Annotated in this window: 21 protein-coding genes and 1 tRNA gene; 11 read left to right on the top strand and 11 right to left on the bottom strand. The window is 65.4% G+C overall.

Annotation, left to right across the window (positions count from 1 at the left end; all coding sequences use genetic code 11):
* Window positions 1–42: 42 nt before the first annotated feature.
* Genes BAU07_RS20495 through BAU07_RS20480 form a run of 4 tightly spaced genes read right to left on the bottom strand, consistent with a single transcriptional unit; the run spans window position 43 to window position 5,212 of the window.
* Window positions 43–1,278: an NAD(P)/FAD-dependent oxidoreductase gene (locus BAU07_RS20495; RefSeq protein ID WP_066661753.1), complete on the bottom strand. Its 1,236-nt coding sequence runs from the start codon at window positions 1,276–1,278 to the stop codon at window positions 43–45.
* Between the two features lie 4 nt (window positions 1,279–1,282).
* A complete protein-coding gene (locus BAU07_RS20490) occupies window positions 1,283–2,806 on the bottom strand; it encodes an amidase (RefSeq protein ID WP_066661751.1) in 1,524 nt (507 codons plus the stop codon).
* Window positions 2,807–2,831: 25 nt separating this feature from the next.
* A complete protein-coding gene (locus BAU07_RS20485; RefSeq protein WP_066665592.1) occupies window positions 2,832–3,818 on the bottom strand; it encodes a Bug family tripartite tricarboxylate transporter substrate binding protein in 987 nt (328 codons plus the stop codon).
* 53 nt (window positions 3,819–3,871) lie between these two features.
* Entirely contained in the window at window positions 3,872–5,212 is a 1,341-nt protein-coding gene (locus BAU07_RS20480; protein ID WP_066661749.1) for a D-serine ammonia-lyase, read from the bottom strand.
* Between the two features lie 150 nt (window positions 5,213–5,362).
* Between BAU07_RS20480 and BAU07_RS20475 the strand changes: the two genes are divergently transcribed.
* From BAU07_RS20475 to BAU07_RS20465, 3 genes are all read left to right on the top strand, one after another.
* A complete protein-coding gene (locus BAU07_RS20475; protein WP_066661747.1) occupies window positions 5,363–6,271 on the top strand; it encodes a LysR family transcriptional regulator in 909 nt (302 codons plus the stop codon).
* A gap of 532 nt (window positions 6,272–6,803) precedes the next feature.
* Window positions 6,804–7,067: a helix-turn-helix transcriptional regulator gene (locus BAU07_RS20470; protein ID WP_066661745.1), complete on the top strand. Its 264-nt coding sequence runs from the start codon at window positions 6,804–6,806 to the stop codon at window positions 7,065–7,067.
* Complete coding sequence (locus tag BAU07_RS20465; RefSeq protein WP_066661740.1) at window positions 7,064–8,410, top strand: type II toxin-antitoxin system HipA family toxin; 1,347 nt, start codon at window positions 7,064–7,066, stop codon at window positions 8,408–8,410. Before BAU07_RS20470 ends, BAU07_RS20465 begins: the two co-directional genes overlap by 4 nt.
* A 180-nt stretch (window positions 8,411–8,590) precedes the next feature.
* On the opposite strand, the gene BAU07_RS20460 is transcribed toward BAU07_RS20465, so the two are convergent.
* Window positions 8,591–8,666 (bottom strand) — tRNA-Gly (locus BAU07_RS20460).
* Between the two features lie 55 nt (window positions 8,667–8,721).
* On the opposite strand from BAU07_RS20460, the gene murB reads away from it, so the two are divergent.
* Window positions 8,722–9,771, top strand: a complete 1,050-nt coding sequence (gene murB, locus BAU07_RS20455) for a UDP-N-acetylmuramate dehydrogenase (protein ID WP_066661732.1) — start codon at window positions 8,722–8,724, stop codon at window positions 9,769–9,771.
* Between the two features lie 7 nt (window positions 9,772–9,778).
* Here the strand turns inward: murB and dapB are convergent, their stop codons facing one another.
* Both dapB and BAU07_RS27825 read right to left on the bottom strand, forming a co-directional pair.
* The gene (dapB, locus tag BAU07_RS20450; protein ID WP_066661729.1) at window positions 9,779–10,570 is read right to left on the bottom strand and encodes a 4-hydroxy-tetrahydrodipicolinate reductase; all 792 of its coding nucleotides are present in this window, start codon (window positions 10,568–10,570) and stop codon (window positions 9,779–9,781) included.
* Between the two features lie 17 nt (window positions 10,571–10,587).
* Entirely contained in the window at window positions 10,588–11,211 is a 624-nt protein-coding gene (locus BAU07_RS27825; RefSeq protein WP_084025893.1) for an outer membrane protein assembly factor BamE, read from the bottom strand.
* 183 nt (window positions 11,212–11,394) lie between these two features.
* Between BAU07_RS27825 and fur the strand changes: the two genes are divergently transcribed.
* Entirely contained in the window at window positions 11,395–11,811 is a 417-nt protein-coding gene (fur, locus tag BAU07_RS20440; RefSeq protein WP_066661726.1) for a ferric iron uptake transcriptional regulator, read from the top strand.
* A 71-nt stretch (window positions 11,812–11,882) separates the two neighbouring features.
* Here fur and recN read toward each other — a convergent pair whose 3' ends face one another.
* Window positions 11,883–13,526, bottom strand: a complete 1,644-nt coding sequence (gene recN, locus BAU07_RS20435) for a DNA repair protein RecN (protein ID WP_066661723.1) — start codon at window positions 13,524–13,526, stop codon at window positions 11,883–11,885.
* Window positions 13,527–13,533: 7 nt separating this feature from the next.
* Window positions 13,534–14,433 carry an NAD kinase gene (locus BAU07_RS20430; RefSeq protein WP_066661713.1) on the bottom strand — a complete coding sequence of 300 codons (900 nt, stop codon included), beginning with the start codon at window positions 14,431–14,433 and terminating at the stop codon, window positions 13,534–13,536.
* Between the two features lie 118 nt (window positions 14,434–14,551).
* Here BAU07_RS20430 and hrcA point away from each other — a divergent pair, with 118 nt between their 5' ends.
* From hrcA to dnaJ, 6 genes are all read left to right on the top strand, one after another.
* Window positions 14,552–15,556 (top strand): heat-inducible transcriptional repressor HrcA, encoded by a 1,005-nt coding sequence (gene hrcA / locus BAU07_RS20425; RefSeq protein WP_066661710.1) that lies wholly within the window; start codon window positions 14,552–14,554, stop codon window positions 15,554–15,556.
* A 48-nt stretch (window positions 15,557–15,604) separates the two neighbouring features.
* Window positions 15,605–16,687 (top strand): ferrochelatase, encoded by a 1,083-nt coding sequence (hemH, locus tag BAU07_RS20420; RefSeq protein WP_066661706.1) that lies wholly within the window; start codon window positions 15,605–15,607, stop codon window positions 16,685–16,687.
* A 148-nt stretch (window positions 16,688–16,835) separates the two neighbouring features.
* Window positions 16,836–17,435, top strand: coding sequence for a nucleotide exchange factor GrpE (gene grpE / locus BAU07_RS20415; RefSeq protein WP_066661703.1), 600 nt, complete (start codon window positions 16,836–16,838; stop codon window positions 17,433–17,435).
* A 63-nt stretch (window positions 17,436–17,498) separates the two neighbouring features.
* On the top strand, window positions 17,499–17,834 hold the full coding sequence (locus BAU07_RS20410) for a YbbN family protein (protein WP_066665591.1): 336 nt from the start codon (window positions 17,499–17,501) through the stop codon (window positions 17,832–17,834).
* 95 nt (window positions 17,835–17,929) lie between these two features.
* Window positions 17,930–19,855: a molecular chaperone DnaK gene (gene dnaK / locus BAU07_RS20405; RefSeq protein WP_066661700.1), complete on the top strand. Its 1,926-nt coding sequence runs from the start codon at window positions 17,930–17,932 to the stop codon at window positions 19,853–19,855.
* Between the two features lie 171 nt (window positions 19,856–20,026).
* The gene (gene dnaJ, locus BAU07_RS20400) at window positions 20,027–21,148 is read left to right on the top strand and encodes a molecular chaperone DnaJ (protein ID WP_066661698.1); all 1,122 of its coding nucleotides are present in this window, start codon (window positions 20,027–20,029) and stop codon (window positions 21,146–21,148) included.
* Window positions 21,149–21,281: 133 nt separating this feature from the next.
* On the opposite strand, the gene BAU07_RS20395 is transcribed toward dnaJ, so the two are convergent.
* Window positions 21,282–23,336 carry a 2Fe-2S iron-sulfur cluster-binding protein gene (locus BAU07_RS20395; protein WP_066661695.1) on the bottom strand — a complete coding sequence of 685 codons (2,055 nt, stop codon included), beginning with the start codon at window positions 23,334–23,336 and terminating at the stop codon, window positions 21,282–21,284.
* 126 nt (window positions 23,337–23,462) lie between these two features.
* Complete coding sequence (locus BAU07_RS20390; RefSeq protein ID WP_066661690.1) at window positions 23,463–24,077, bottom strand: glutathione S-transferase family protein; 615 nt, start codon at window positions 24,075–24,077, stop codon at window positions 23,463–23,465.
* Window positions 24,078–24,079 lie beyond the last annotated feature (2 nt).

Here is a 24,079-nt window from a genome sequence, read left to right as displayed (position 1 = left end):
GAGAAGAGAAAAGATGATCAACCGCGCGCTGGCCCGATCTCGCTAAAGCAGCCGCTCGACACCGAACGGCGAAGGGTCGATGAAAGGCTCGGATCCCGTGATCATTTCTGCGATCAGACGCCCGGTCACCGGTCCCAGCGTCAAGCCGTGATGCGCGTGGCCGAAGGCAAACCACAGGTCGCTGTACCGAGGGGCGGGGCCGATGATGGGCATCATGTCCGGCGTGCAGGGACGGCATCCCATCCAGGGTGTGGCATCGACGCGCGCCCCCAAGGGAATCAGCCCCCGCGCGAGCGGCTCCACGGCCGCCAATTGGTCGGGCGTGGCCGGCGAGTCGCGATGGGCGAATTCCGCGCCCGTCGTCAACCGGATCCCGCGCGACATCGGTGCGATGAGGAAGCCGTTTTCGGCATCCAGGACCGGATGGTTCAGGCGGGCGTTCGCGTCGGCCTCGTAGTGCATGTGATAGCCGCGCTTGACCGCGAGCGGAAGACGGTAGCCCAGCTTCCTGGTCACCACGTCGGACCACGGACCCAGGGCCACTACCGCGCTGCGCGCCTCTATGAGTCCGTGATCGCTGTGGACATGCCATCCTGGTTCCAATGTGGTCGCATCGCCGACGAGGATACGGCCCCCCAGGTCTTCGAAGTGCCGTGCGTAAGCGGCGACCAGTGCGTGAGGATCGGAAACCGACTCGGCATCGGTATAGCGCAGGCCACCCGCCAGCGCGGAACTCAGCGCCGGTTCCAGGCGGTGCAGCGCGTCCCCGTCCAGCGGTTCGAAACCCACGCCGAATTCGCGGTGCCAGCGCTGCGCCAGCCGCAGTTCCGCGTCGCGCATCGCGGCGCGGCGGAACACCTTGATCCAGCCGGATGGCCGGATCAACCCCTGAGCACCGGCCGTCGTCGCCAGACTGTGGTGTTCCGTGACGCAATGTTCGATCAGCGTGGCATACCGCGCCGCGATGGCCGCGTGCCGCGCCGGATGCGAGTGACGCCAATACCGGTACAGGAAGGGGGCGAGCCTGGGCAGCATGCTGGCGTGATAGCGCACGTCCGGCGCACGATTGCCGGCGTACTTGACGATCGAACCGAGCTCGCGCGGGAACGCATAGGGGTAGATCCCCTCACGTTGGATCAGCCCGCCGTTGCCAAAGGATGTCTCGGTGCCCGGCGGCTTGCGGTCGACCAGCGCGACCGACCGGCCGCGCATCTGCAGGTGCACGGCAGTGCAAACGCCCACGATACCGGCGCCCAATACGAGCACGTCGACTTTCATCGGGCTACACCGCCGACGCGTTGTTTTGCGGCCCTGCGTCGTCGAACACCGGCGGAGTCGTTACGATGGATCGCAGATCGGGCCGCGCGGGCCCCAGTGCCGCGATGTCGGGTATAGGCCGCCGAAGGGTATCCACGGAGACAAACGCCTGTTCCATGGCGTGCGCCGCCGCCAGCAGCGCATGGTCCCCACGGAAGCGACCGATAACCTGCAGGCCGAAAGGCATGCCGCGATCGTCGCGCCCACAGGGCAAAGCGATGGCCGGATGCGTCGTCAGCGTGATCACGTACGTCAGCGCCAGCCAGCGGTAATAGTTCTCCTGCCGCTCGCCGTTGATGAAGTCTGCGTACAGTTGCGTCCACGGAAACGGCGACACGGGCGTGGTGGGCGCCAGCACCAGATCATAGTCTTGGTAAACATGCTGAAAGCGCTTGATCAGGCGCGTCTGTGCAGCCTGGGCCCAGGCGCTGTCCTTCAGGTTCATCGTGGCGCCCAGTTCGTAGTTGGCACGGGTGTTCGGCCCCAGGCTGTCCGGATCCTTTTCATAGGCGTCGCCCATGCCCGCAACGAACGCCTCGGCGCGTAGCACGTCGAAGCACCGGTGCGCATCGCCCAGATCCAGTGTGACCGGATCGCAGGCCGCAAACAAATGGCGCATGGCGGCAATCTTTTTGCGGAAGACGGCGCGGATGCCGTCGTCGACGGCGCAGACACCGAAGTCTTCCGTATAGGCGACGCGCAGCGTGCCGAGATCCACGCCGCCGGGTCGCAGGAAGGACAACGGGTCGAGCGGATAACTGAGCGGATCGCCGGCATGCATGCCGGCGCTCGCCGCGAGCTGCAGGCAGGCATCGGCCACCGTGCGCCCCATGGGACCGACGACGGAGATGGGTGTCCAGCCCAGCAGTTTGCGCACGCTCGGCACCACACCAGGGGAAGGCCGAAAACCCACCACGCCGCATTTGGCGGCAGGGATGCGCAGAGAACCACCGGTATCCGAGCCCGTGCAAACGGGCAACATATCGCAGGCAAGCGCCGCGGCGGAACCGCCCGATGATCCACCGGCGTTCAGGTTGGGATCGAAGGGGTTGCCGGTCGCGCCCCACACCGTGTTGCGCGAATTGGCACCCGCGCCCATTTCGGGCACGTTCGTCTTCGCCGTCACGATGGCGCCCGCGCGCCGCAGGCGTGCGACCAGTTCCACGTCCTGTTCCGGCACATTGCCACGGTAGATGGCAGAGCCGTAGGTGGTGAGCAAGCCCGCCGTAGGCTCCAGGTCTTTCACCCCAAGCGGCAGGCCATGCAGCAGGCCGAGCGGTTCGCCTTGCATGACGGCGCGTTCGGCCTCCCTGGCCTGGGCGCGCGCCTGCTCGTAGGCCGTAGCCGTAATGGCGTTGACGTAAGGGTTGACAGCTTCGATGCGGTCAACGCATGCCTGTAGCAGTTCGACCGGGGATACCTGGCGGGCGCCGATCAAGCGGCGCAGCTCCACGGCCGACAGCGACACCAGTGAGTGGGAGGATGTCATGGAAGGGAATTCCAGATCGCGTTCATCAGTCTGCCTTGATATTCGCCCGTTCGGCGATTTCGCGCATTTGGGGTAGTTCCTTGCGGATCAGGGCTTCGCCTTGTTGCGCGTCCTGAAAGCCCGGCTCGAAGCCCTGCGCCAATAGACTCTTGCGGATATCGGGATTGGCGATCACATCGGCCAGCGCCTTGCCCAGCCTGGTCCGCACTTCGGCGGGCAAGCCCCGCGGCGCGGCCACCATCAGCCATGTATCCATGGCCACTTGGGGATAGCCCGATTCAGCGAAGGTCGGCACATCGGGCAGGAAGGCGGAACGCTGCGGACTCGATACCGCGATGGCCTTGACCTTGCCGTTCTTGAGCTGCGGTAGCGCCGCGGCAACCGTGTCAATCGAAAACGGGATCTGCCCGCCGATGAGATCGGCCATGGCGGGCGCGCTGCCCTTGTAGGCGACGTGCGTCAGCTTGATGCCAGCTGCCGCCGCGAACGCTTCTCCGACGAAGTTCGCCGTCGTACCGCTGCCGAAGGAGCCGTATGGCGTGCCGGCGTGCGACGGGTCCCTCGCATAGGCCAGGAACGATTTCACGTCGCTGACCGGGACCTGCGGATGGGCCAGCAGGATCAGCCCCGTGCGCGCCACGATGCCGATCGGCTCGAAGTTCTTGACGGGGTCGTAGGGCAGCTCCCGGCGTACGGCTGGATTGATGGTGAAGGTCGTGCCGGAACTGATCAGCAGGGTGTAGCCGTCGGGCGCAGAGCGCGCCACATACGAAGCGCCGATGACGGTTCCCGCGCCGGCGCGGTTCTCCACGACCACGCTTTGGCCGAGTTCCTTGCCAAGTGCCTGCGCGATGACGCGACCGCCCACGTCCGTGGCGCCGCCGGGGGGGAAGGGAACAACGAGCGTGACAGGGTGGGTGGGATAGCCGGTTTGCGCGGCGGCGGGGAACACGGCGGCGAGCAGGCAGGGCAAGGCCAGCCTGGCGGCGAGATACAGGTAACGAGCGTTCATGATGGGCTCTGTGGACGGGTGGCGGATGAAAAGGCGGCCGTGAAGCGCCACCCCTAGGTGTAGGCCGCGCTTGACCTGCCGCGGCTCAGGAAATGGTCGAATTCTTCCGGCGGCACGAAGCGGCCGCCGGTCGTCCATACCAGGTGTGTGGCGGCGCGCATGGCTTGCGCCAGTCCGCGCGATTCCAAATACGCTTGCCCGGCAGGGGTCATGCACAACTGCCCGGGTCCGCTGAAGCCCGCCGCCGCGGATGGTTCGATGTCCATTCCTTCCCTGTCGTGCAGGCGGGCCACGTCGGCGAAGAGCGTATCGTCGGCTACCGTATAGACGCCATCGAGCCGTGTCGCCATGACGGCCGCCGCCAGTTCGGATGCGCGCGGCACCGCCAGCCCGTCGGCTTCGGTGCGATTGTTCAAGCCCACGTCGTACACCGACGGCGAGGCAGGGGCGTTGGGCAACTGCCCAAAGGCGGCCATCATGCGGACGAGAAAGCACGGCGATTGCGTGGGTTCGGCGAAGAAACAATGCACGTGCGGGCCGAAAATCGTCTTCAAGCCGAATGTGATGCCGCCTGGCGCGCCGCCCACTCCGCAGGGCAGGTAGACGAAAAGCGGATGCGCCGCATCCACCGTGATATCGGCGGACTGCAGTTGGTCGTGCAGATGCAGGGCTGCCGCCGCATAGCCCAAAAACAGCGATGAGGAGCGTTCGTCATCGACGAAGTAGCCATTGGGATCGGCCTGTACCCGCGCCCGGCCCGCGGCCACTGCATTTTCGTAGTCGCCGTCATGCTCGATCACCGTCACGCCGTGCGCGCGCAGCCGTGCTTTCTTCCATGTCTTGGCGTCGGCCGACATATGCACCGACGCCTGAAAGCCAAGCGCGGCCGCAACGACTCCGATGGCCAGGCCAAGATTGCCGGTCGAGCCCACTGCAACGCGGTAGCGTGAGAAACACGCCCGCGCCAATGGCGCGGCCAGCGCGCGATAGTCCTGTCCCGGCTGCACCAACCCGTGGCGCAGCGCCAGCGATTCGGCGAACTCCAGGACCTCGTGCACCCCGCCGCGCGCCTTGATGGAACCGGCCACCGGCAGATCGTGGTCGGCCTTGATCCAGAGCCGGCCCATGGTCTCCGGCAAGCGCAGCGTCGCCTGCATGGCGGGAGCCGGAAGCAAGGGAGATTCGATCGTGCCCGCTGTCTTGGCCAGTTCCGGAAACAACGCCGCCAGCAGGGGCGCGCAACGATCGAAGCGCGCGCGTGCCTGGCGTATGTGCTCCAGCGTAAAGGGAGATTCATCGATCGTCCGGGCCGTCCCTGGCCGCACCCACAGTAGCGGACGTCCGTCGCGCAGGGCGCGGACGAGATCGAAATTGACGATGGGGATAGCGGTCATGGGCGCAAGGGCGGCAAGTGCAATGAAGGTGAAACAGCACAATGCTAGGGGTCAGCCTGCCATGCAGCAATATCAAGGGTTAGAATGTTCCGTTGCGATAAACGCAATTCACGTGCACCGGGTATTCGCCTCCCTCAGGTAAACGTATCCATGAACAACCTTGTTCTTCAAGGCACCGCACTGCGATATTTCCTGGAAGTTGTCCGCACCGGGTCGATCACGGAAGCGGCGGAACGGCTGGATGTCGCACCATCGGCGGTAAGCCGGCAGATCGCCCGACTGGAACGGGAACTGAACACGCTGTTGTTCGAGCGCCGCGCGCGCGGGATGGCATTGAATGCGGCGGGCGAAGTACTGGCGGCGCACGCCAGGCGCACGCAGCAGGATGTCGAACGGGTGGCGGGAGACATCATGGCCCTGCGGGGCCTGCGCCATGGAAAGGTTCGCCTGGTCAGCACGGAAGGGTACGCCTTCGACTTCATCCCCTCGCTGATCGCCACGTTCCGGCAAAGTTACGCCGGCATCCGGTTTTCGCTGGACGTGTGTTCCCAGCAGGACGTACCGCGTCGCGTCCGCGATGGCGACGCGGATATCGGCCTGACACTGAGCCTGACATCCGAACGGGATATCCGCGTCGAATTGCGCACGCCGTCGCCCGTGCTGGCGGTCCTGGCGCGCGATCATCCGCTGGCAGGCAAACGCTCGCTCTCCCTGGCGCAACTGGCGCCTTATCCACTGGCGCTGCCCGATCGCGATTCGACGCTGCGGCAATTGTTCGACATCAGCAGCAGTCGGCAGCAGTTGCAATGCGAACCGGTATTCGTCAGCCGGCATCTCGATTCACTGATCAGCTTCGCCAGCGCCGGCGGCGGCGTGGCGTTCTGCGGCGAACTGCCTATCCGCGGCCGGCTTCGACACGGCAGCGTGATCGCCGTCCCCTTGCGTGATCGCGAAATGAACGAGCGCCACTTCGAAGTGCAAACGCTTGCAGCCCGCATCCTGCCCGATGCCTGCAAGGCATTCCTGGGCCACATCCGGGATGCGGTGCGCACGACGTGAGGAGAGGGGCTCCGCACGTACAGAGCAACACCTTCATATGACGAATCATGCGCCCCGCCGGGGGATGCCCCGGCGGGGGCAGAAGAAGGCGCCATGGCCGTTCGCCGTGCAATGGTGGACTTCAGTGGGGGCAGGTGGAATGAAGAGAGGGGCGAATCTTGCGACGCCCTTCGGAGTCATTCAACGACTTGCAGCCTTCTTTGACTTCAGAGGAACACGGCAAATCGAAATATTGAAGCGGGAAAAGACACGTGCCTCAAGCCTGCATCGGGTTGAAATCAAGCAGGGTCGTGGCGCCCTTCTTTAGCCCTGAGGTGGACTTGACCTGGCGCCCGGCACCCAATCGCTGGTGTATCACTTGGGCTTCATGTCCAGCCGGTGAAGGTTGCCTTGATGCCCTAGGGCGACAAAGTGGGGCATTCCGGTTTTCCGGGGAGAGATGACGCATATCTCTAATCCGGCGCTTGTAAAATTGTGCCTTAGGGGATACATTAATTTCGATTTTAGCGATTTTTGATGCCCGAGGGATACAGTGACCACATTGTCGGACGTTGCGGACCTGCTGCGTAGCGTACGCCGCGAGGCAGGCCTAAGCCAGGAGGCCTTGGCCCAGCGAGCGGGCGTCTCCCGGACGACCGTGGCCCGCATGGAAACGGTTGCCAAGGGTGACATGAGCGTTTCCGCATTGCTGCGACTGTTAGAAGCCGCAGGCTATGACCTCAAGCCCGTCAAGCAGGGCCACGTCCGGACCGTCGAGGATATCCTGGCCGAGCAGCGGCGGGGTGACGGCCCATGAAACTCGATGTGCATGTATGCGGGAGGACGGTTGCCAAGCTTTATCGGGAGCGCGACGAGTATGTTTTGAGTTACCTGCCCGGCACCGATCCGGCCTACTTCGTCAGCCTGACGATGCCAGTGCGCGCGGAGCCCTGGCGATGGCCGCGCGACCTGCATCCCTTCTTTCGTCAGAATCTTCCCGAAGGTTATTTGCTGAGCGTCATCCGCGAAGAGTTCGGTCCGCTGCTCGATGGCACCGATCTTTCGCTGCTGGCCGTGGTGGGTGGAATGGGGATCGGACGTGTCACCGTCACGCCCGAGGGCGGGGTGCCCGGCATTGACATGCAGCCGTTGCAGGTCGAGCAGTTGCTGAAGGCGGAGAACACCGCGGCACATTTCGCCAGCCTGGTGCGCCGGTATGCCCGGGCATCCATCTCCGGCATGGTTCCCAAGTTCATTGCCCCGGAAGAGTGGGCTGGCACGTCCCCATCCGACGTGGGAAAGTCCACATTGCGCACGGGCCGCCACATCGTCAAGGGATCGGACGACAGCACTCCTTATCTCGGCTTCAACGAGTTCTATACCATGCGGGTGCTGGAGCGCTTGAATGTCGTGCCCGTGGCCAGGACACGCATGTCGGAGGATGGGCGCGTGCTCGTCGTGGACCGGTTCGACGTGGATGGGCAGGGCAGGGTCACGCATGGTGTCGAAGACGCGTGCAGCTTGCTCGGACTGCCGCCGCACGAGAAGTATGCGACGACGATGGAGCGGGTGTTGAACTCGACCCGTGTGTACGTGCCTGCCGCGCATGTGCGGACGCAATTGGAGTTGTTTGGCTGGCATTTGCTGACCAACTATGTGGTGCGTAATGCAGATTGCCATGCCAAGAACGTGGCGCTGTACTACACCAGTTTGAAAGACGTTGCATATACGCCGGTCTACGACCTCGTCACCACGCAGGCATATCCGCGCTACGCCGCCAATCCGCCAGGGTTGTCCGTCGATGGGCGGCAGGCCTGGGCTGTGGGAAAGAGCTTGGAACGTTTCTTCAAGGCCAGGCTGGGCATTGCGCCGAAGCAGTATGCGGAGATGGTCGAGCGCTTGTGCGATTCCGCGGTGGACGTCGGGCGGGAAGTGGTCGAGGCGGCCAGGAACGAGCGGCGGTGGCATGTCGTGGCTACGCAGATGGTGCATGCCTGGAATGATGGGATGGCATCGCTACGGAGCCCGAAGAGCCCCGTCGCCTTCAGGGGACTGGATGAGGCGATTGCGCAGGCAGGGCTTTCAACGCCGGCTCGCCCCGAGAAGGGGCGAGAGGTAATAGGCCGTTCAGAATTGTTGGTCAGGTCGCGCAAGCGCTAGGGGTTGTTGGCGGCGCTGGGCACGAGCGGGGCTCGTATCCGCAGGCTGCCGACGGCTGATAGTGGCGCTAACGCGTTCAAGGGCGGAACGTGGAAAACAAAAAGGCCGAAACGCGAAGTTTCGGCCTTTTTCGAAGGTCCATGGACCATATAACTAATGGACGTCCATGGGCCAGAATGCTGGAGCGGGAAACGAGTCTCGAACTCGCGACCTCAACCTTGGCAAGGTTGCGCTCTACCAACTGAGCTATTCCCGCTTGGGTGTTCGCGTAAAATCAGCGAAGAACGAAACTATATCGGCTGCCAAATACAATGTCAAATCCTCCGGCGTCTTGCCCAGACGCCGACACACTTACGCCAATGCCGGCGGACCTGACCTCCCTGAATACCTTCGGCCTGGCCGCCATGGCTCCGGCCTATGTGCGCGTGACTTCCCTTGCGCAGTTGGACAGCCTGTCCGCGCTGGTCAAACGCTATTCCCGTGTGTTCGTGCTGGGGGGCGGCAGCAACGTCGTGCTGCCATCCACGGTGGACGGCCTGGTGGTGCACATGTGCATCCCCGGTATCCGCCTGCTGGAAGCGCGCGCCGACGCGTGGATCGTCGAGGCCGGCGGGGGCGAGAGCTGGCATGGCTTCGTCGCGACCTGCCTGCGCCAGGCCTGGGATGGCCTGGAAAACCTGGCTTTGATTCCCGGCACGGTGGGCGCGGCGCCGGTGCAGAACATCGGCGCCTATGGTGTCGAGCTGGACCAGCGTTTCCTGGGACTGACGGCGTGGGACATCGTGCGCGGCGCGAGCGTGGAGCTGTCCGCGGCAGACTGCCGGTTTGCCTATCGCGACAGTCGCTTCAAGCACGATGATCCAGGCCGCTGGCTGATCGTCGCTGTCCGCTTCGCGTTGCCCCGGCCCTGGCGCCCCGTCCTCGAATATCCCGACCTCGCGCACCATGCCGGGCTCGCGGGCGGCGAAGCGGTATCCGCGCGCGCCATATTCGATGCCGTTTGCGCGATCCGGCGCCAGAAGCTGCCGGACCCGGCAGTCGTCGGCAACGCGGGGAGTTTCTTCAAGAACCCCATCGTCGACGCAAGTCGCCATGCCTCGCTCAAGCAGCGTTATCCGGGCCTGGTGTCCTACCCGCAGGCGGATGGCCGCTTCAAGCTTGCCGCCGGCTGGCTGATCGACCAATGCGGCTGGAAAGGGCGCGCGATGGGCGCCGCGGGCGTGCACGACCGCCAGGCGCTGGTGCTGGTGAACAGGGGCGGGGCCCGGGCTGCCGATATCCTGGCCCTGGCCGATGCCATACGCGCCGACGTCCAGGCGCGCTTCGGGGTCGACCTGGATCGCGAGCCCGTATTGCCTTAGCCGCTTCCTAGAGCCCCAACACCGCCTGCATATCGAAAAGGCCGCTGGCCTTGTCGCGCAGGAAGCCGGCCGCGCGCAGGCTGCCCTGGGCATACGTCGCGCGGCTGCTGCTGCGGTGCGTGATCTCGATGCGTTCGCCCATGCCGCAGAAATACACCGTGTGGTCGCCCACGATATCCCCGCCGCGCACGACGGAGAAACCGATGGTGCCCGGTTCGCGCACACCGGTATCTCCGTGGCGCGTCCATGTCGCCACGTCCGGCAAGTCCACTCCCCAGGCCTGCGCGATGGTTTCACCCATCTTCAGCGCGGTCCCGGAAGGCGCGTCCACCTTGTTGCGATGATGGGCCTCGAACACTTCGACGTCATAGCCGGAGTTCAGGATGCGCGCGGCCATATCGAGCAGCTTGAGCGTCGCGTTCACGCCCACGCTCATGTTGGGCGCGAAAACGATCGCGATATGGCCCGAGGCCTGTTCGATGGCGGCGCGGCCGGCATCGTCCAGCCCCGTGGTGCCGATGACCATCTTTACCTGGTGCTTCACGCAAGCCGCCAGATGCCGCAGTGTTCCTTCGGCACGGGTGAAATCGATCAGGCAATCCGCGCCGGCCAGCGCATCCAGGTCGTCGGTAATGAGGATGCCGCTGTCCCGGCCCAGGAACGCCGCGGCGTCCTGGCCCAGCTGGTCGCTGCCCGACCGGTCCAGCGCCACGGCCAGGGCCATGTCGGGATGGTTGAGGACGGCGTCGATGAGCATGCGGCCCATCCGGCCGCCCGCCCCGGCAATCGCGATGCGCATGGGGTGATCCTGAGTGGTTATTGCATGGGCTGGGCAGGGCTGCCCGGTATGGTGCCGGGCGCACCGGTGGGCGTGGCGCTGCTGGGCGTATTCGCCGAGGCGCCCTGGGCAGGCGCGCCGCCCGCGGGGGCCGGGTCTGCCGGCGTATTGCCGGTGGTGGCGCCGCCCGATGGCGCGCTCACGCCGGCCGGAAGGCCACCGCCGGACGTGCCTGCCGCCGGCATCGCGCCGGCCTTCTGGCCCGCCGCGTTGTTCGCCTCGGTCTTGGCGCGGGCGGCGGCCTTGGCCTGTTCGTCAGCGAGCTGGAAGGGCTGCACATCGGGCTGCTGGTCGCCGTCCCAGCGCGCGACCTTGTCGTTCTCGAACCAGACGGTGAACTTGCGCTCCTGCGCGTTGCCGTAGCCCGGCTTGAAATAGTAGGGATAGTCCCAGCGGTCGGCATGCAGCACGCTGGTCAGCGTGGGGCTTCCCAGAATGAAGCGCACCTGTTCGCGCGTCATGCCGGGCCGCAGTTGCGCGACCTGTTCGCTGGTGATCCAGTTGCCCTGTTGTACAGGCGCCTTGTAGGGGAATCCCCATTTCCCGGAGGAGCATCCCGCCAGCGCGAAGCTGATCGCCGCGATGGCAAGCACCGCTTTCATGCGGCGGGATGTTGAACGTGCAGTCCTGGACACTAGCGGGCCCCCGTAAATGGATGCTGGCAAAACCGTTATCATAAAGGCTTATCAAGTCATTTCCGCTTGGTGAAAAGGCACGGGGGCATGGGCCGGCGGCCGTCCCGTACGTTTCTTGTGCCGCCCACCGGCGGGAAAAATCCAAATACCATGACCGATCAAAGCGAACTGAAGACCATGGGTCTGAAGGCCACCTTTCCGCGCCTGAAGATCCTGGATATTTTCCGTAAAGCGGAGCAGCGCCATCTTAGCGCGGAAGACGTCTATCGCGCCTTGATCGCCGAGAACGTCGAAATCGGTCTGGCGACCGTCTACCGCGTCCTGACGCAATTCGAGCAGGCGGGCATCCTTGCCCGCAGCCAGTTCGATACCGGCAAGGCCGTCTTCGAATTGAACGATGGCGACCACCACGACCACCTGATCTGCACCAATTGCGGCAAGGTGGTCGAATTCAACGATGTCGACATCGAAAAGCGCCAGCACAAGATCGCCAAGGACAATGGCTTCCTGCTGGAAAGCCATGCCATGGTGCTGTACGGGACCTGCGGCGATTGCGCGAAGCGTTGAACGCAACGCCGTCCCATAGGCGGCGATCCGGGCGCCGGCGCGGCCCCGTGGCCGCGACGCCTGCCCAGCGGTCAGGCGCCGAGCATTTCGCGGGCGTGCTGGCGCGTCGTCGCGGTGATCTTGATGCCGCCCAGCATCCTGGCGATTTCCTCCACGCGCGCGTCCTCGTCAAGCTCGACGATGCGCGAATGCGTGGTGCCGCTTTTTTCCGCCTTGCTGACCTGGTAATGCGCGCCGCCCCGGGCGGCCACCTGCGGCAGGTGCGTGACGCACAAGACCTGGTGCCGCTGGCCCAGCTCGCCCAGCAGGCGGCCGACGACCTCGGCCACCGCGCCGCCCACGCCGCTATCCACTTCGTCGAAGATCAGCGTCGGGACGCGCGCGGCGCGGCTCGCGATGACCGACAGCGCAAGCGAGATACGCGATAGTTCGCCGCCGGAGGCAACCTTGCCCAGGGGACGGGGCGAGGTGCCCGCATGCCCCGCCACCAGGAATTCGACCGCGTCGTCGCCATGGGCGGATGGCGCGGCATTTTCCACGGCGACCTCGAAACGGCCCCCTTGCATGGCCAGCGCCTGCATGGCTTCCGTGACCAGCTTGCCCAGCTCCTTGGCGGTCTTGCGCCGCGCCGTGGACAGCTTGGCGGCCGCCTTGGCGTAGTCGGCCTGGGCCGCTTGCGCCTGGGCGCGCAGGGCATCGATGTCCGAAGCGGCAGCCATGTCGGCTAACTGCGCGTGCAGCGATTCACGCAACGCGGGCAAGGCATCCGGCTCGGCCTTGAACTTGCGCGCCAGGTCGAAGATGGCGCCCAGCCTTTCCTCGGCCTGTGCCAGCCGCGCCGGGTCCAGCTCCACGCGGCTGACGTAATTGTTCAGGTCGGATACCGCTTCGGCGATGGCGATGCGGGCCGACTCCAGTTCATCGCACACGCCCTGCAGTGCCGGATCGTGCCGCTTCAGCTGCTCCATCATGTGCACGGCCGCCACCACGCGGCTGTGCGCGGAGTCGTCGTCGCCGTCCAGCGCTTCCAGCGTGCGCGATGCGCCGTCGAGCAGGGATTGGGCATGGGCCAGCCGGGTATGCTCCTTCTGCAAGGTGTCCCATTCGCCGGGGCGCGGGTCGACCTTGTCGAGTTCGTCGGCCTGCCATTGCAGGCGCTCGCGCTCCGTTTCCAGCGTCGCGCTATCGCGTTCCGCCGTCTCCAGCTGCCTGGCGACCTGCCGCCACCGTTTCCACGCCTGGCCCACGACCTGGCGCAGTTCGCCGTGTCCGCCATGCGCATCGACCATATCGCGCTGGGCGTCCGGCCGCAGCAGGCTTTGATGCGCATGCTGCCCATGGATATCCACCAGGCTGTCGCCCAGCTCGCGCAATTGCGCGATGGTGGCGGGTACGCCGTTGATGAAGGCGCGGCTGCGGCCCTGGGGATCCACCACGCGGCGCAGGACGAGCTCGTCTTCGGCGTCGATCTCGCGTTCGGCCAGCCACGGCCGCAGCTCGTCCGGCGTATCGAAGACCGCGCTGATGTCGGCGCGCGTCGCGCCTTCGCGCAGTACCCCGGCGTCGGCGCGTTCGCCAAGCGTCAGGGCCAGCGCATCGATCAGGATGGATTTTCCGGCGCCGGTTTCGCCGGAGAAGACCGTGAAGCCGGGACCGAAATGGATATCGGCCTTTTCCACGATGACGAAATCCCGGATGTGCAACGTGCGGAGCATGTGCGGGTCATTCTCCGGAATCGCTGGCCTGCGGCATCAGGTTCCAATGGAGCTTGTGGCGCAGGGTCGTGAAGAAGCTATAGCCTTCGGGATGCAGGAAGCGGATGGTGTGCGGGGCGCGGCGGACAACGATGCGGTCCCCCGGCTGCAGGTCCGACCACGTCTGCATGTCGAAGTGGCAGGACGCACCGTGCTCCACCCGCCCCATGCCGATCAGCGTCATCGTCAGTTCTCCATTGTCGGGAATGACGATGGGCCGGTTCGACAGGGTTTGCGGCGCAACCGGCACCAGAACCATGGCCGTGATGCCGGGATGCAGGATGGGGCCATTCGCCGACAGGGCATAGGCGGTCGAGCCGGTCGGCGTGGCGACGATCAGGCCGTCGGCACGCTGGGTGTACATGAAGACGCCATCCAGTTCGACGCGGACTTCGATCATGCCGCCGCGTCCGGCGCGGTTCAGGACCACGTCGTTCAGCGCGGACGCCGAGTACATCTGCTGGTCGCCGCGCCAGATACTGCCTTCCAGCAGCATCCGGTCTTCCGCCTTGAAGTTGCCTTCCAGTACGCGACCCAGCGCATTCCTGGCGTCCTGCAGCGGAATATCCGTGATGAACCCCAGGCGCCCGTGGTTCACCCCGACGAGCGGGACGCCATGCGGCGCCAGGTATCGCGCCGCGCCCAACATGGTGCCGTCGCCGCCCATGACGACGGCCAGGCTGGCCTGGCGCGCGATGTCCTCCAGGCTGGCGACGGGAAATTCCGTCAAACCGGTGTTGTGCGAGGTGTCGGCTTCGATAAGCACGGCACGGCCGGCCTCTGTCAGCATCCGGGCCAGGACGCGCAGCGGCGCGTCCAGGCCGGTATCCTGGTGCCTGCCGATGAGGGCGACGGTCGGAAAGTGCATGGCTGGCGGCGGGCGTCCGTTTGAAGTTTGAGCTAGGATTGAACGATTATATGGGGCCATATTTGTCTTTGCGGGACAAAATTGGCACCGTTGCAAAAAGATTCCATAGAATAGCGACATGGACGACCGCGCACGCGCATTACTGAAGGCGTTGATTGAACGCTATATCGCCGACGGCCAGCCGGTCGGCTCGCGCACGCTTTCCAAAGTGTTCGATCTTTCGCCGGCCACCATACGGAATGTGATGGCGGACCTGGAGGAGTCGGGCCTCATCCATAGCCCGCATACCTCGGCCGGCCGCATCCCGACCCCGCGGGGTTACCGTCTTTTCGTCGACTCCCTGCTGGCCGTGCAGAACTATGACATGCAGGCCTCGCATATCGGCGAAAGCCTGCCGGCCGCGGAGCCGGCGCGCGCGGTCAACGCAGCGGCGGCCCTGCTGTCCAACCTGACCCAGTTCGCCGGCGTCGTGCTGACGCCCAAGCGGGCGCAGGTTTTCCGGCAGGTCGAGTTCATCCGTCTTTCCGACCGTCGTGTACTGCTCATCATCGTCACGCCCGATGGCGACGTCCAGAACCGCATCCTGTTCGTGCAGCGGGACTATGCCGAACATGAACTGGTGGAAGCGGCGAACTTTTTCAACGTCCACTTCGCCGGCAAGTCCTTCGACGCGGTGCGCCGCACCCTGGCCACCGAGCTCGCCCAGTTGCGCGACGATATTTCGCGCCTGATGCAGGCGGCGGTGGAGGCGGGTACGGAAGCGGCGGAGGATACCGATTCCGTCGTGATCTCCGGCGAACGCAAGCTGCTCGACGTGACGGACATCGCCTCCGATATGGACAGGCTGCGCAGGATGTTTTCCCTGTTCGAAAAGAAAACGGACCTGCTGCAGCTGCTCGACGTATCCAGCCGGGCGCAGGGCGTGCAGATCTATATCGGCGGCGACTCCCAACTGCTGCCGCTCGAAGAAGTGTCGGTCATCACGGCGCCGTATGGCGTGGACGGCAAGGTGGTCGGCACGCTGGGCGTCATCGGCCCCACGCGCATGTCCTACGAGCGCGTCATTCCCATCGTCGACATTACGGCCCGCCTGCTGTCGAACGCCTTGAGTCATAACCATTAATATCCGGGGCGGCCCGTCGGGGGGCCCAGACGGCTGGCGAGGTATTGCGTGTTCCTGCGTGCGTTCAAATATATATGGCCCGAGCGTTTCCTTCCTGAACCGGAGCGCGGCGATCCTTTCGCCGAGCAACCGCCCTCCGGGCCCGGGAAGACCGGTGTGCTGTTGGTCAATCTGGGCACCCCGCGCGCGCCCACCCGCACGGAGATCCGCCGCTATCTGGGCGAGTTCCTCTCCGACCCCCGCGTCATTGAGATCCCGCGGTATCTGTGGTGGCCTATCCTGCATGGGCTTATCCTGACCCTGCGTCCGAAGAAGCTGGTGCCGCGCTACCGCGACATCTGGATGGACGAAGGTTCTCCGCTCATGGTCTATAGCAGGCGCCAGGCCGAAGGCCTGGCGCAGACGCTGGATCAGCGCGGGATTCACGTCGAGGTCGCGCTGGGCATGCGCTACGGTTCGCCGTCGGTGTCCAGTGCCCTGGCGGAGCTGCGCGGCCGGGGCTGCGAACGTATTCTGGTGGTGCCGATGTACCCCCAGTACGCGGCCAGCACCACCGCAACGGCCGTGGACGCGGTGACGCGCCATGCCGCGCGCCTGCGCGACCAGCCCGAGTTGCGCTTTATCAAGCGCTTTCATGACGACCGCGGCTATCTGGAAGCCGTGGTTGGCCGTATCGAGGGATATTGGCGCGATCACGGACGCCCCCAGAAGCTGGTCATGAGCTTCCACGGCCTGCCGCGCTATTCGGTGGAGCTGGGCGATCCTTATTACCAGGATTGCCTGCGCACCGGCCGCCTGCTGCGCGAACGCCTGGGCTTGATGCCGGAGCAGGCGCAAGTGACCTTCCAAAGCCGGTTCGGGACGGCTCGCTGGCTGGAGCCGTATACCGCCCCGACCCTGATGGAGATGGCACGGGACGGCGTCACGGAGGTCGACGTGGTGTGTCCGGGCTTCGTCGCCGATTGCCTGGAGACGCTGGAGGAAATCCAGGTGGAGTGCCGCGATGCCTTCGTCGGCGCCGGCGGCCGCCGCCTGCGCTATATCCCGGCGGTGAACGACGACCCGGCATGGGTCGCGGCGCTCACCGATATGGTGCAGCGCAACCTGCAGGGCTGGCCGACCCAGCCCTGACGCGGCCGCCCTGGGCAGACGGGTGGAGCGGGGCGCGTGGCGTCCCGTTCGCGTTTTTTTTGGCCCCCTTTGATAAACCCGCCTTGAAATGGGGGCATTGGTCCCCATAGTCGATCGCGAACGTATTCGTTTACCTGGAGGAAAGTCCATGACGGCACAGAACGAGCCTGCCGAGAAAAGGCCCGATACCGACGCGGTCGCCCAGCCCGCCGACGCTACCCCGGCACCGGAGTCCGCCGCGCCTGGCGACCCGGGGCAGGGGGGCAACACGCCCCAGGACCCGATCGCGGAGCTGCGTGCCCAACTGCAAGCGGCCCAGGCCAGGGCGGATGAGCACTACGACCTGCTGCTGCGCACCCGCGCCGACGCCGAAAATGTCCGCCGGCGCGCACAGGAAGACGTTTCCAAGGCGCACAAGTTTGGCATCGAGTCATTCGCGGAAAGCCTGGTGCCGGTCAAGGACAGCCTGGAAGCCGCCCTGGCTCAGCAGGACCAGACCGCGGAAGCCCTGCGCACCGGTGTGGAAGCCACGCTCAAGCAGCTCAGCGCCGCATTCGAGCGGAACCGGCTGATGGAAATCGCCCCGGCCGTCGGCGCCAAATTCGACCCGCACCAGCACCAGGCCATATCGTCGGTACCGTCGGAGCACCCTGCCAATACGGTGGTCCAGACCCTGCAGAAGGGCTACCTGATCGCCGATCGCGTGCTGCGTCCGGCGCTGGTGACGGTCTCGGCGGGCCAGGGCTGACCGGAGCGCATCGTGGCGACCCCCCAGGCTTTCGATCCCGCGCAGGTCTTCGAGCTGTTCCGCATGCGGCCCGTCGATAGCGAGGCTTTCGACCGGGACGTGGTGCAGGCGCCCGGCGACGACCTGCGCTGCGTATTCCTGTGGGGCAACGACTGCTACAACTGCAATGTGTTCAAGCAGACCGCGCTGCTGCACAAGGATGCGTTGCTGGCCCTGGACCTCACCTGGTTCGAGGCCAACGTTTACGCGGATGTGGCGCTGGGGCGGCGTTTCGCCCTGCATGGGGTGCCGACCTTCATCATGTATCGGGCCGGCAAGCGGCTGGGGCGCATCACCGGCTGGCCGGGACTGCCCCAGTTTTCCGAAGCCGTTGTCCGGCTGCGGGCTGCCCCGGCGTGAATCCGGGCTTGAAAACCCTGACGGCAGCCCCACTTATCCGTTATCCGAGTTTTTTCACCATCCACGAATAAATCGAACTCTCAAGGTAATCCATCATGAGCAAGATCATCGGCATCGACCTGGGCACCACCAACAGCTGCGTGGCTGTGATGGAAGGTGGCCAGGTGCGCATCATCGAAAACGCCGAGGGCGCCCGTACGACGCCCTCCATCATCGCCTACATGGACGACGGCGAGACCCTGGTGGGCGCGCCCGCCAAACGGCAGGCCGTCACCAACCCGAAGAACACGCTGTATGCCGTGAAGCGCCTGATCGGCCGCAAGTTCGAGGAAAAGGCGGTGCAGAAGGACATCAACCTGATGCCCTACAAGATCGGCAAGGCCGATAACGGCGACGCCTGGGTCGAGGTGCGCGGCAAAAAGCTGGCGCCGCCCCAGGTGTCGGCCGAAGTGCTGCGCAAGATGAAAAAGACCGCCGAGGATTACCTTGGCGAGGAAGTCACCGAAGCCGTGATCACGGTGCCGGCGTACTTCAACGACAGCCAGCGCCAGGCCACCAAGGACGCCGGCCGCATCGCCGGCCTGGAAGTCAAGCGCATCATCAACGAGCCGACCGCGGCCGCGCTGGCCTTCGGCCTGGACAAGACCGAAAAGGGCGATCGCAAGATCGCCGTGTATGACCTGGGCGGCGGTACCTTCGACGTCTCGATCATCGAGATCGCGGACGTCGACGGCGAGAAGCAGTTCGAAGTGCTGTCCACCAACGGCGACACCTTCCTGGGCGGCGAGGATTTCGACCAGCGCATCATCGACTACATCATCGCCGAGTTCAAGAAGGAACAGGGCGTCGATCTGTCCAAGGACGTGCTGGCCCTGCAACGCCTGAAGGAAGCGGCGGAAAAGGCCAAGATCGAGCTGTCCTCCAGCCAGCAGACCGAAATCAACCTGCCGTACATCACGGCCGATGCGTCGGGTCCGAAGCACCTGAACCTGAAGATCACGCGCGCCAAGCTGGAAGCGCTGGTCGAGGAATTGATCGAGCGCACGATCGAACCGTGCCGCATCGCGATCAAGGACGCCGGTGTCAAGGTGTCGGATATCCATGACGTGATCCTGGTGGGCGGCATGACCCGCATGCCCAAGGTGCAGGAGAAGGTCAAGGAATTCTTCGGCCGCGAGCCGCGCAAGGACGTCAATCCTGATGAAGCCGTGGCTGCCGGTGCCGCCATCCAGGGTTCGGTCCTGTCGGGCGACCGCAAGGACGTGCTGCTGCTGGACGTGACGCCGCTGTCGCTGGGGATCGAAACCCTGGGCGGCGTGATGACCAAGATGATCCAGAAGAACACGACCATCCCGACGCGGTTCTCGCAGACGTTCTCGACGGCTGACGATAACCAGCCGGCGGTGACGATCAAGGTGTTCCAGGGCGAGCGCGAGATCGCCGCGGGCAACAAGGCCCTGGGCGAGTTCAACCTGGAGGGCATTCCGCCCTCGCCCCGTGGCGTGCCGCAGATCGAGGTGACCTTCGACATCGACGCCAACGGTATCCTGCACGTGTCGGCGAAGGACAAGGGCACGGGCAAGGAAAACAAGATCACCATCAAGGCGAACTCGGGTCTGTCGGAAGAAGAGATCCAACGCATGGTGAAGGATGCCGAAGCCAACGCCGACGAGGATCACCGCCTGGCCGAGCTGGCGCAGACACGCAACCAGGCCGACGCCCTGGTGCATGCGACGCGCAAGTCCCTGACCGAGTATGGCGACAAGCTCGATGCTGCCGAAAAGGAAAACATCGAGAACGCCATCAAGGATCTGGAAACCACGCTGAAGGATGGCGACAAGGCCGCGATCGACGCCAAGGTCCAGGCCCTGTCCACCGCGTCGCAGAAGCTGGGCGAAAAGATGTACGCCGACATGCAGGCGCAGCAGGCCGCGCAGTCGCAGACGGCGGCGGACAACGCCAAGCCGGCTGACGACAACGTGGTCGATGCCGACTTCAAGGAAGTGAAGCGCGATCAGTAATGAACGACGCTTCGGCTTGACGCCCCGACGCCCGGACCCGGAGTATTCTCCGGTCCCGGGCGCGGTCGTTTGAGCCGGGCATCAAGGTGCCGCCTCGTGCAGCACCGGGTCGGCGGCCATTGCCTGTGCGGTGGCAGCGCCCCTCTGTAGAAAAGAAGCCTCTGGAAGATCATGGCAAAACGTGACTATTACGAGATTCTGGGTGTTGCGAAGAACGCCTCGGACGACGACATCAAGAAGGCCTATCGCAAGCTGGCCATGAAATACCATCCGGACCGCAATCCGGACAACAAAGAGGCCGAGGAAAAGTTCAAGGAGGCCAAAGAGGCCTACGAAGTCCTGACCGACGACCAGAAGCGCGGCGCCTACGATCGATATGGCCATGCCGGTGTCGACCCCAATGCGGCCGGCATGAACGGCGGCATGGGCGGCGGCTTCGCCGATGCGTTCGGGGATATCTTCGGTGAAATCTTCGGCGGCGCCGCGCGCCGCGGGGGCGGTCCGCAGGTGTACCGCGGCGCGGACCTGAAGTACGGACTCGAAATCACGCTGGAGCAGGCGGCCAACGGCTTCGACACGGAAATCCGTGTGCCCAGCTGGGAAAATTGCGATGTGTGCCACGGCAGCGGCGCCAAGCCCGGCACCTCGCCGAAGACCTGCCGTACCTGCGGCGGCGCCGGCGCCGTGCGCATGCAGCAGGGCTTCTTCAGCGTGCAGCAGACCTGCCCGACCTGCCATGGCAGCGGCAAGGAAATCACCGATCCCTGCGTGGCGTGCGACGGCGTCGGCCGCATCCGCCGCAACAAGACCCTGCAGGTCAAGATCCCGGCCGGTATCGATGACGGCATGCGCATCCGCTCCGGCGGCAATGGGGAGCCAGGCATCAACGGCGGGCCCCCGGGCGACCTGTATGTGGAAATCCACATCAAGCCGCACAAGATTTTCCAGCGCGACGGCGACGACCTGCACTGCGAACTGACCATCCCGTTCACCACGGCGGCGCTGGGCGGCGACCTGCAGGTGCCGACGCTCGGCGGCAAGGCGGAGATCTCCATCCCGGAAGGAACCCAGTCAGGAAAGACATTCCGCTTGCGCGGCAAAGGCATACGCGGTGTGCGCGGCACCTATCCGGGTGACCTGTATTGCCACGTCGTGGTCGAAACGCCGGTGCGCCTGAGCGACGAACAAAAGGCCATACTGCGCCAGTTCGAAGCGTCGTTGAACGACGGCGGCGATCGCCATTCGCCGCAAAGCAAGTCGTGGACGGACCGCGTGAAGGAATTCTTCAGCTAGGGCGCCACGGGCATCGCGCGGATACGCCGAGGCACCGATACCCGATCGTGCAAAGGCGGCGCGCGTCCGCCCGGCGCCGTGATCGGGCGGCCCCGCTGATCGGGTGCCTTATCGGGCGGTTCAAAGCGGCGGTTCAAAGATCCAGATGCAGCGCCGTGCAGCCTTGCGCCGGCATGGCTCGGCAGATCAGGGCCTCGTCGGGGCCTGCCTCCGCGGTGGGCGGTTCGGCGTAGGTCACGGAGCCGCTCAACACGCGCGTACGGCAGCTTCCGCAGTTCCCGCTGCGACAACTGAACTCCGGTGACAGACCCCGCTGTTCGGCCAGTTCCAGCAGCGTGCCGGCTTCGGGCGTCCAGCGCGCCTCCTTGGCGGTTCGCATGAACAACACCGGTACGGGCGTGGTGGATACCGGTACGGCCGGCGCGGGTACGGCGCCTTCATCCATCCGCCGCTTGACGCTGGATGGGCCGAAGGATTCGGCGTGGATGCGCTCGTCGTCCACATGCATGTCGCGCAGGCCGTCGTACATGTCCTGCATGAACGCGGCCGGGCCGCACAGGTAAAAGTCGTAGTCGTCCCAGGGCAGCGTCCGCTTCAGCAGGTCCATGGTGATACGGCCGGTGGCGTCGTAGTCCTTCCCCGCCTCGGCGCCTTGCGGATCGCCCAATACGCGGATATGGCGCATGCGGCCCTGGGCGGACTGGACCAAGGCATCGATTTCCGCACCGAAGGCTCGCTGGACCTGGCTCCGTGCAGACTGGAATAGCCACACTGGCCGCTGGTAACGCGTACGCAAGCCCTCCCGAACCAGGTGGCGGGCCATGGAAACGATCGGCGTCACGCCGACCCCGGCGGCCAGCATGACCACGGGCCGGCGCACCGCCGGGTCCAGCGTGAAGCTGCCGGCGGGGGCGCGCGCTTCGATGAGGTCGCCGGGCCGCAAGGCGTCGTGCAGGTGGCGCGAGAAGATACCTTCGCGCTTGACGCTGAGGCGCAGGAATGGGTCGGACGGCGCACTGGACAAGGTATAGGTGCGCAGCAGCGGCGTCGCTGTACCGGGTAGCGTCAGGCGTACGGGCAGGTGCTGGCCGGCCAGTGCGGACGGAAGGCCGGCGTCGTCAGCGGGCAACAGGTGAAAGGAGCGGATGTTCTGGCTTTCATCGACGACGCGGTCGACGCGAAAGGGCCGCCATTGCGCGGCCAGGCGAGCCGCCTTTTGCCGTGCCGCCGCGTCGCTCCAGTCACCGGTGATGAGGGCATTCGGCGAGGCGCCGTCCGGCACATCGACCCAGCGCAGCGGCAGGGCGGCCGGCCGATACAGGATTCTCTGCGGCATGAAGCGCCACATGCGCTCCGCACCGACGAAGGCCGCGACCTCCGGGGCGTCCAGCAGGACCTCGCTGCGTCCGGTCATTTGCAACAGGTCGCCACTGTGGAAATCCACGAAGACCAGACCGGCGCGCGGATTCAGCAGAAAATTCCCCAGCGTATTGAAGAACAGGTTGCCGGAGAAGTCGGGGATGGTCAGCGTGCCATCGTCGGCGATGTGCACGAAGCCGGGCTTGCCACCCCGATGCGAGGCGTCCACCTGGCGCTGGTCATCGCGCTCGACATAGGACGCCACATAGAAGGAATCGGCGCCCGCGATCAGGGCACGGGCCCGCGCATCCAGCGTCGTCGTTTCCACGACGGGTTGGGGGGCGGCGTCGACAAAGGCGTACTGGCGCAGCTGGATGTACTGCGGGCAATTGCCGTAGGCCTGCGTGGCCTCGATCTGGAAGCCGGCGTTGCCGCTGCGGCGCACGACGCCGTTCAGGCGGTTGCGGCGCCGGGTATGCAGTTCGATACCGAGCATGCCGATGCCTTCGCCGTCTTCCATACCGGCATCGGCGGGGTCCTGGGAATCCCGCGCCAGGTCCAGTGCCAGGCGCTCCGGCACGGGCGAATGCATGAAGCCGGGTTGTCCGGCGCGCAGCGTGGCCCACACGTCGCCCGCCTTGTCGACCGCGCCGAGCACCACGAAGGGCAATTGCGCATAGAACTCCCGATGCTGGTCGGGCATCCATGCCCGGGCCATCTGCCTCTGGCCCGGGCCTGCCATGCGCTCGACCACTCCCACGCTACGCTGCAGGGCCAGCTCTCCTTCATGCCAGGGCGATGCGCTGGCGGGGGATGACGTTGCGTCCATGATCGTTCCTTCGGGGGAAAGATGGGGCGGCCTTGCCGTCCTCGACTTCATTCACAAGAGCAGTGGGTCCATGCGGCGGCGTCGGCGGGCCGCGGGCGATGGCCGCAACGAAGCCGCGCCGTGCGCCTATGCGGCCAGGCCGACCGCAGTTTTCTGGAAGGGCACGAAGCCGGGCAGCGCCTCGACGCGGGCCAGCCACGCCAGCACCTGCGGGTAGCCGGACAGATCGACATTGCCTTCCGGGGCGCTGGAAACATAGCTGTAGATCGCCACGTCGGCGATCGTGGGGTGGTCCGCCGCCAGCCAGCCGCCGCGCTCGACCAATTCGGCCTCGATGTGTGGCAGCAAGGCATGGGCGCGCTGGATCGCGTCCTCGGCATCCAGCTTTGCGCCGAATACGGTAACGAGGCGCGCCGCGGCCGGGCCACGCGCCAGTTCGCCGGCAGCCACGGACAGCCAGCGTTGCACGGCGGCGGCGCCGGCAGGGGTGTCGGGCAGCCAGTCCTTGCGGCCCAGCGCCGTCGCCAGGTACACCAGGATCGCGTTCGAATCGGCAACGACGTTGGCGCCATCCACCAGCACGGGCACTTGGCCGAAGCGGTTCAGCTTCAGCATTTCGGGTGATTTTTGCTCGCGATTTTTCAGGTCCACCAGCACCAGCTCATACGGGACGTTCAGCAGGGACAGGAACAGGTGGGCGCGGTGGGCGTGGCCGGACAAGGGGTAGTGGAACAGTTTCAAGG

The sequence above is a fragment of the Bordetella flabilis genome, assembly GCF_001676725.1.
In the GTDB taxonomy this organism is placed as follows: domain Bacteria; phylum Pseudomonadota; class Gammaproteobacteria; order Burkholderiales; family Burkholderiaceae_B; genus Bordetella_C; species Bordetella_C flabilis.
Note: the sequence above shows the minus strand (reverse complement) of the source record. Positions and strands in the feature narration are given on the sequence as shown.

Excerpts from the sequence above, each read along its gene's own strand:
- BAU07_RS27825 (WP_084025893.1), bottom strand. The coding sequence starts at position 11,211 with ATGAAAGCGGTGCTTGCCATCGCGGCGATCAGCTTCGCGCTGGCGGGA.
- recN (WP_066661723.1), bottom strand. The coding sequence starts at position 13,526 with ATGCTCCGCACGTTGCACATCCGGGATTTCGTCATCGTGGAAAAGGCC.
- murB (WP_066661732.1), top strand. The coding sequence starts at position 8,722 with ATGTCAAATCCTCCGGCGTCTTGCCCAGACGCCGACACACTTACGCCA.
- grpE (WP_066661703.1), top strand. The coding sequence starts at position 16,836 with ATGACGGCACAGAACGAGCCTGCCGAGAAAAGGCCCGATACCGACGCG.
- BAU07_RS20485 (WP_066665592.1), bottom strand. The coding sequence starts at position 3,818 with ATGAACGCTCGTTACCTGTATCTCGCCGCCAGGCTGGCCTTGCCCTGC.
- BAU07_RS20430 (WP_066661713.1), bottom strand. The coding sequence starts at position 14,433 with ATGCACTTTCCGACCGTCGCCCTCATCGGCAGGCACCAGGATACCGGC.
- BAU07_RS20495 (WP_066661753.1), bottom strand. The coding sequence starts at position 1,278 with ATGAAAGTCGACGTGCTCGTATTGGGCGCCGGTATCGTGGGCGTTTGC.
- BAU07_RS20465 (WP_066661740.1), top strand. The coding sequence starts at position 7,064 with ATGAAACTCGATGTGCATGTATGCGGGAGGACGGTTGCCAAGCTTTAT.
- dnaK (WP_066661700.1), top strand. The coding sequence starts at position 17,930 with ATGAGCAAGATCATCGGCATCGACCTGGGCACCACCAACAGCTGCGTG.
- BAU07_RS20395 (WP_066661695.1), bottom strand. The coding sequence starts at position 23,336 with ATGGACGCAACGTCATCCCCCGCCAGCGCATCGCCCTGGCATGAAGGA.
- BAU07_RS20480 (WP_066661749.1), bottom strand. The coding sequence starts at position 5,212 with ATGACCGCTATCCCCATCGTCAATTTCGATCTCGTCCGCGCCCTGCGC.
- BAU07_RS20490 (WP_066661751.1), bottom strand. The coding sequence starts at position 2,806 with ATGACATCCTCCCACTCACTGGTGTCGCTGTCGGCCGTGGAGCTGCGC.
- hrcA (WP_066661710.1), top strand. The coding sequence starts at position 14,552 with ATGGACGACCGCGCACGCGCATTACTGAAGGCGTTGATTGAACGCTAT.
- fur (WP_066661726.1), top strand. The coding sequence starts at position 11,395 with ATGACCGATCAAAGCGAACTGAAGACCATGGGTCTGAAGGCCACCTTT.
- BAU07_RS20475 (WP_066661747.1), top strand. The coding sequence starts at position 5,363 with ATGAACAACCTTGTTCTTCAAGGCACCGCACTGCGATATTTCCTGGAA.
- dnaJ (WP_066661698.1), top strand. The coding sequence starts at position 20,027 with ATGGCAAAACGTGACTATTACGAGATTCTGGGTGTTGCGAAGAACGCC.
- BAU07_RS20410 (WP_066665591.1), top strand. The coding sequence starts at position 17,499 with ATGCGGCCCGTCGATAGCGAGGCTTTCGACCGGGACGTGGTGCAGGCG.
- dapB (WP_066661729.1), bottom strand. The coding sequence starts at position 10,570 with ATGCGCATCGCGATTGCCGGGGCGGGCGGCCGGATGGGCCGCATGCTC.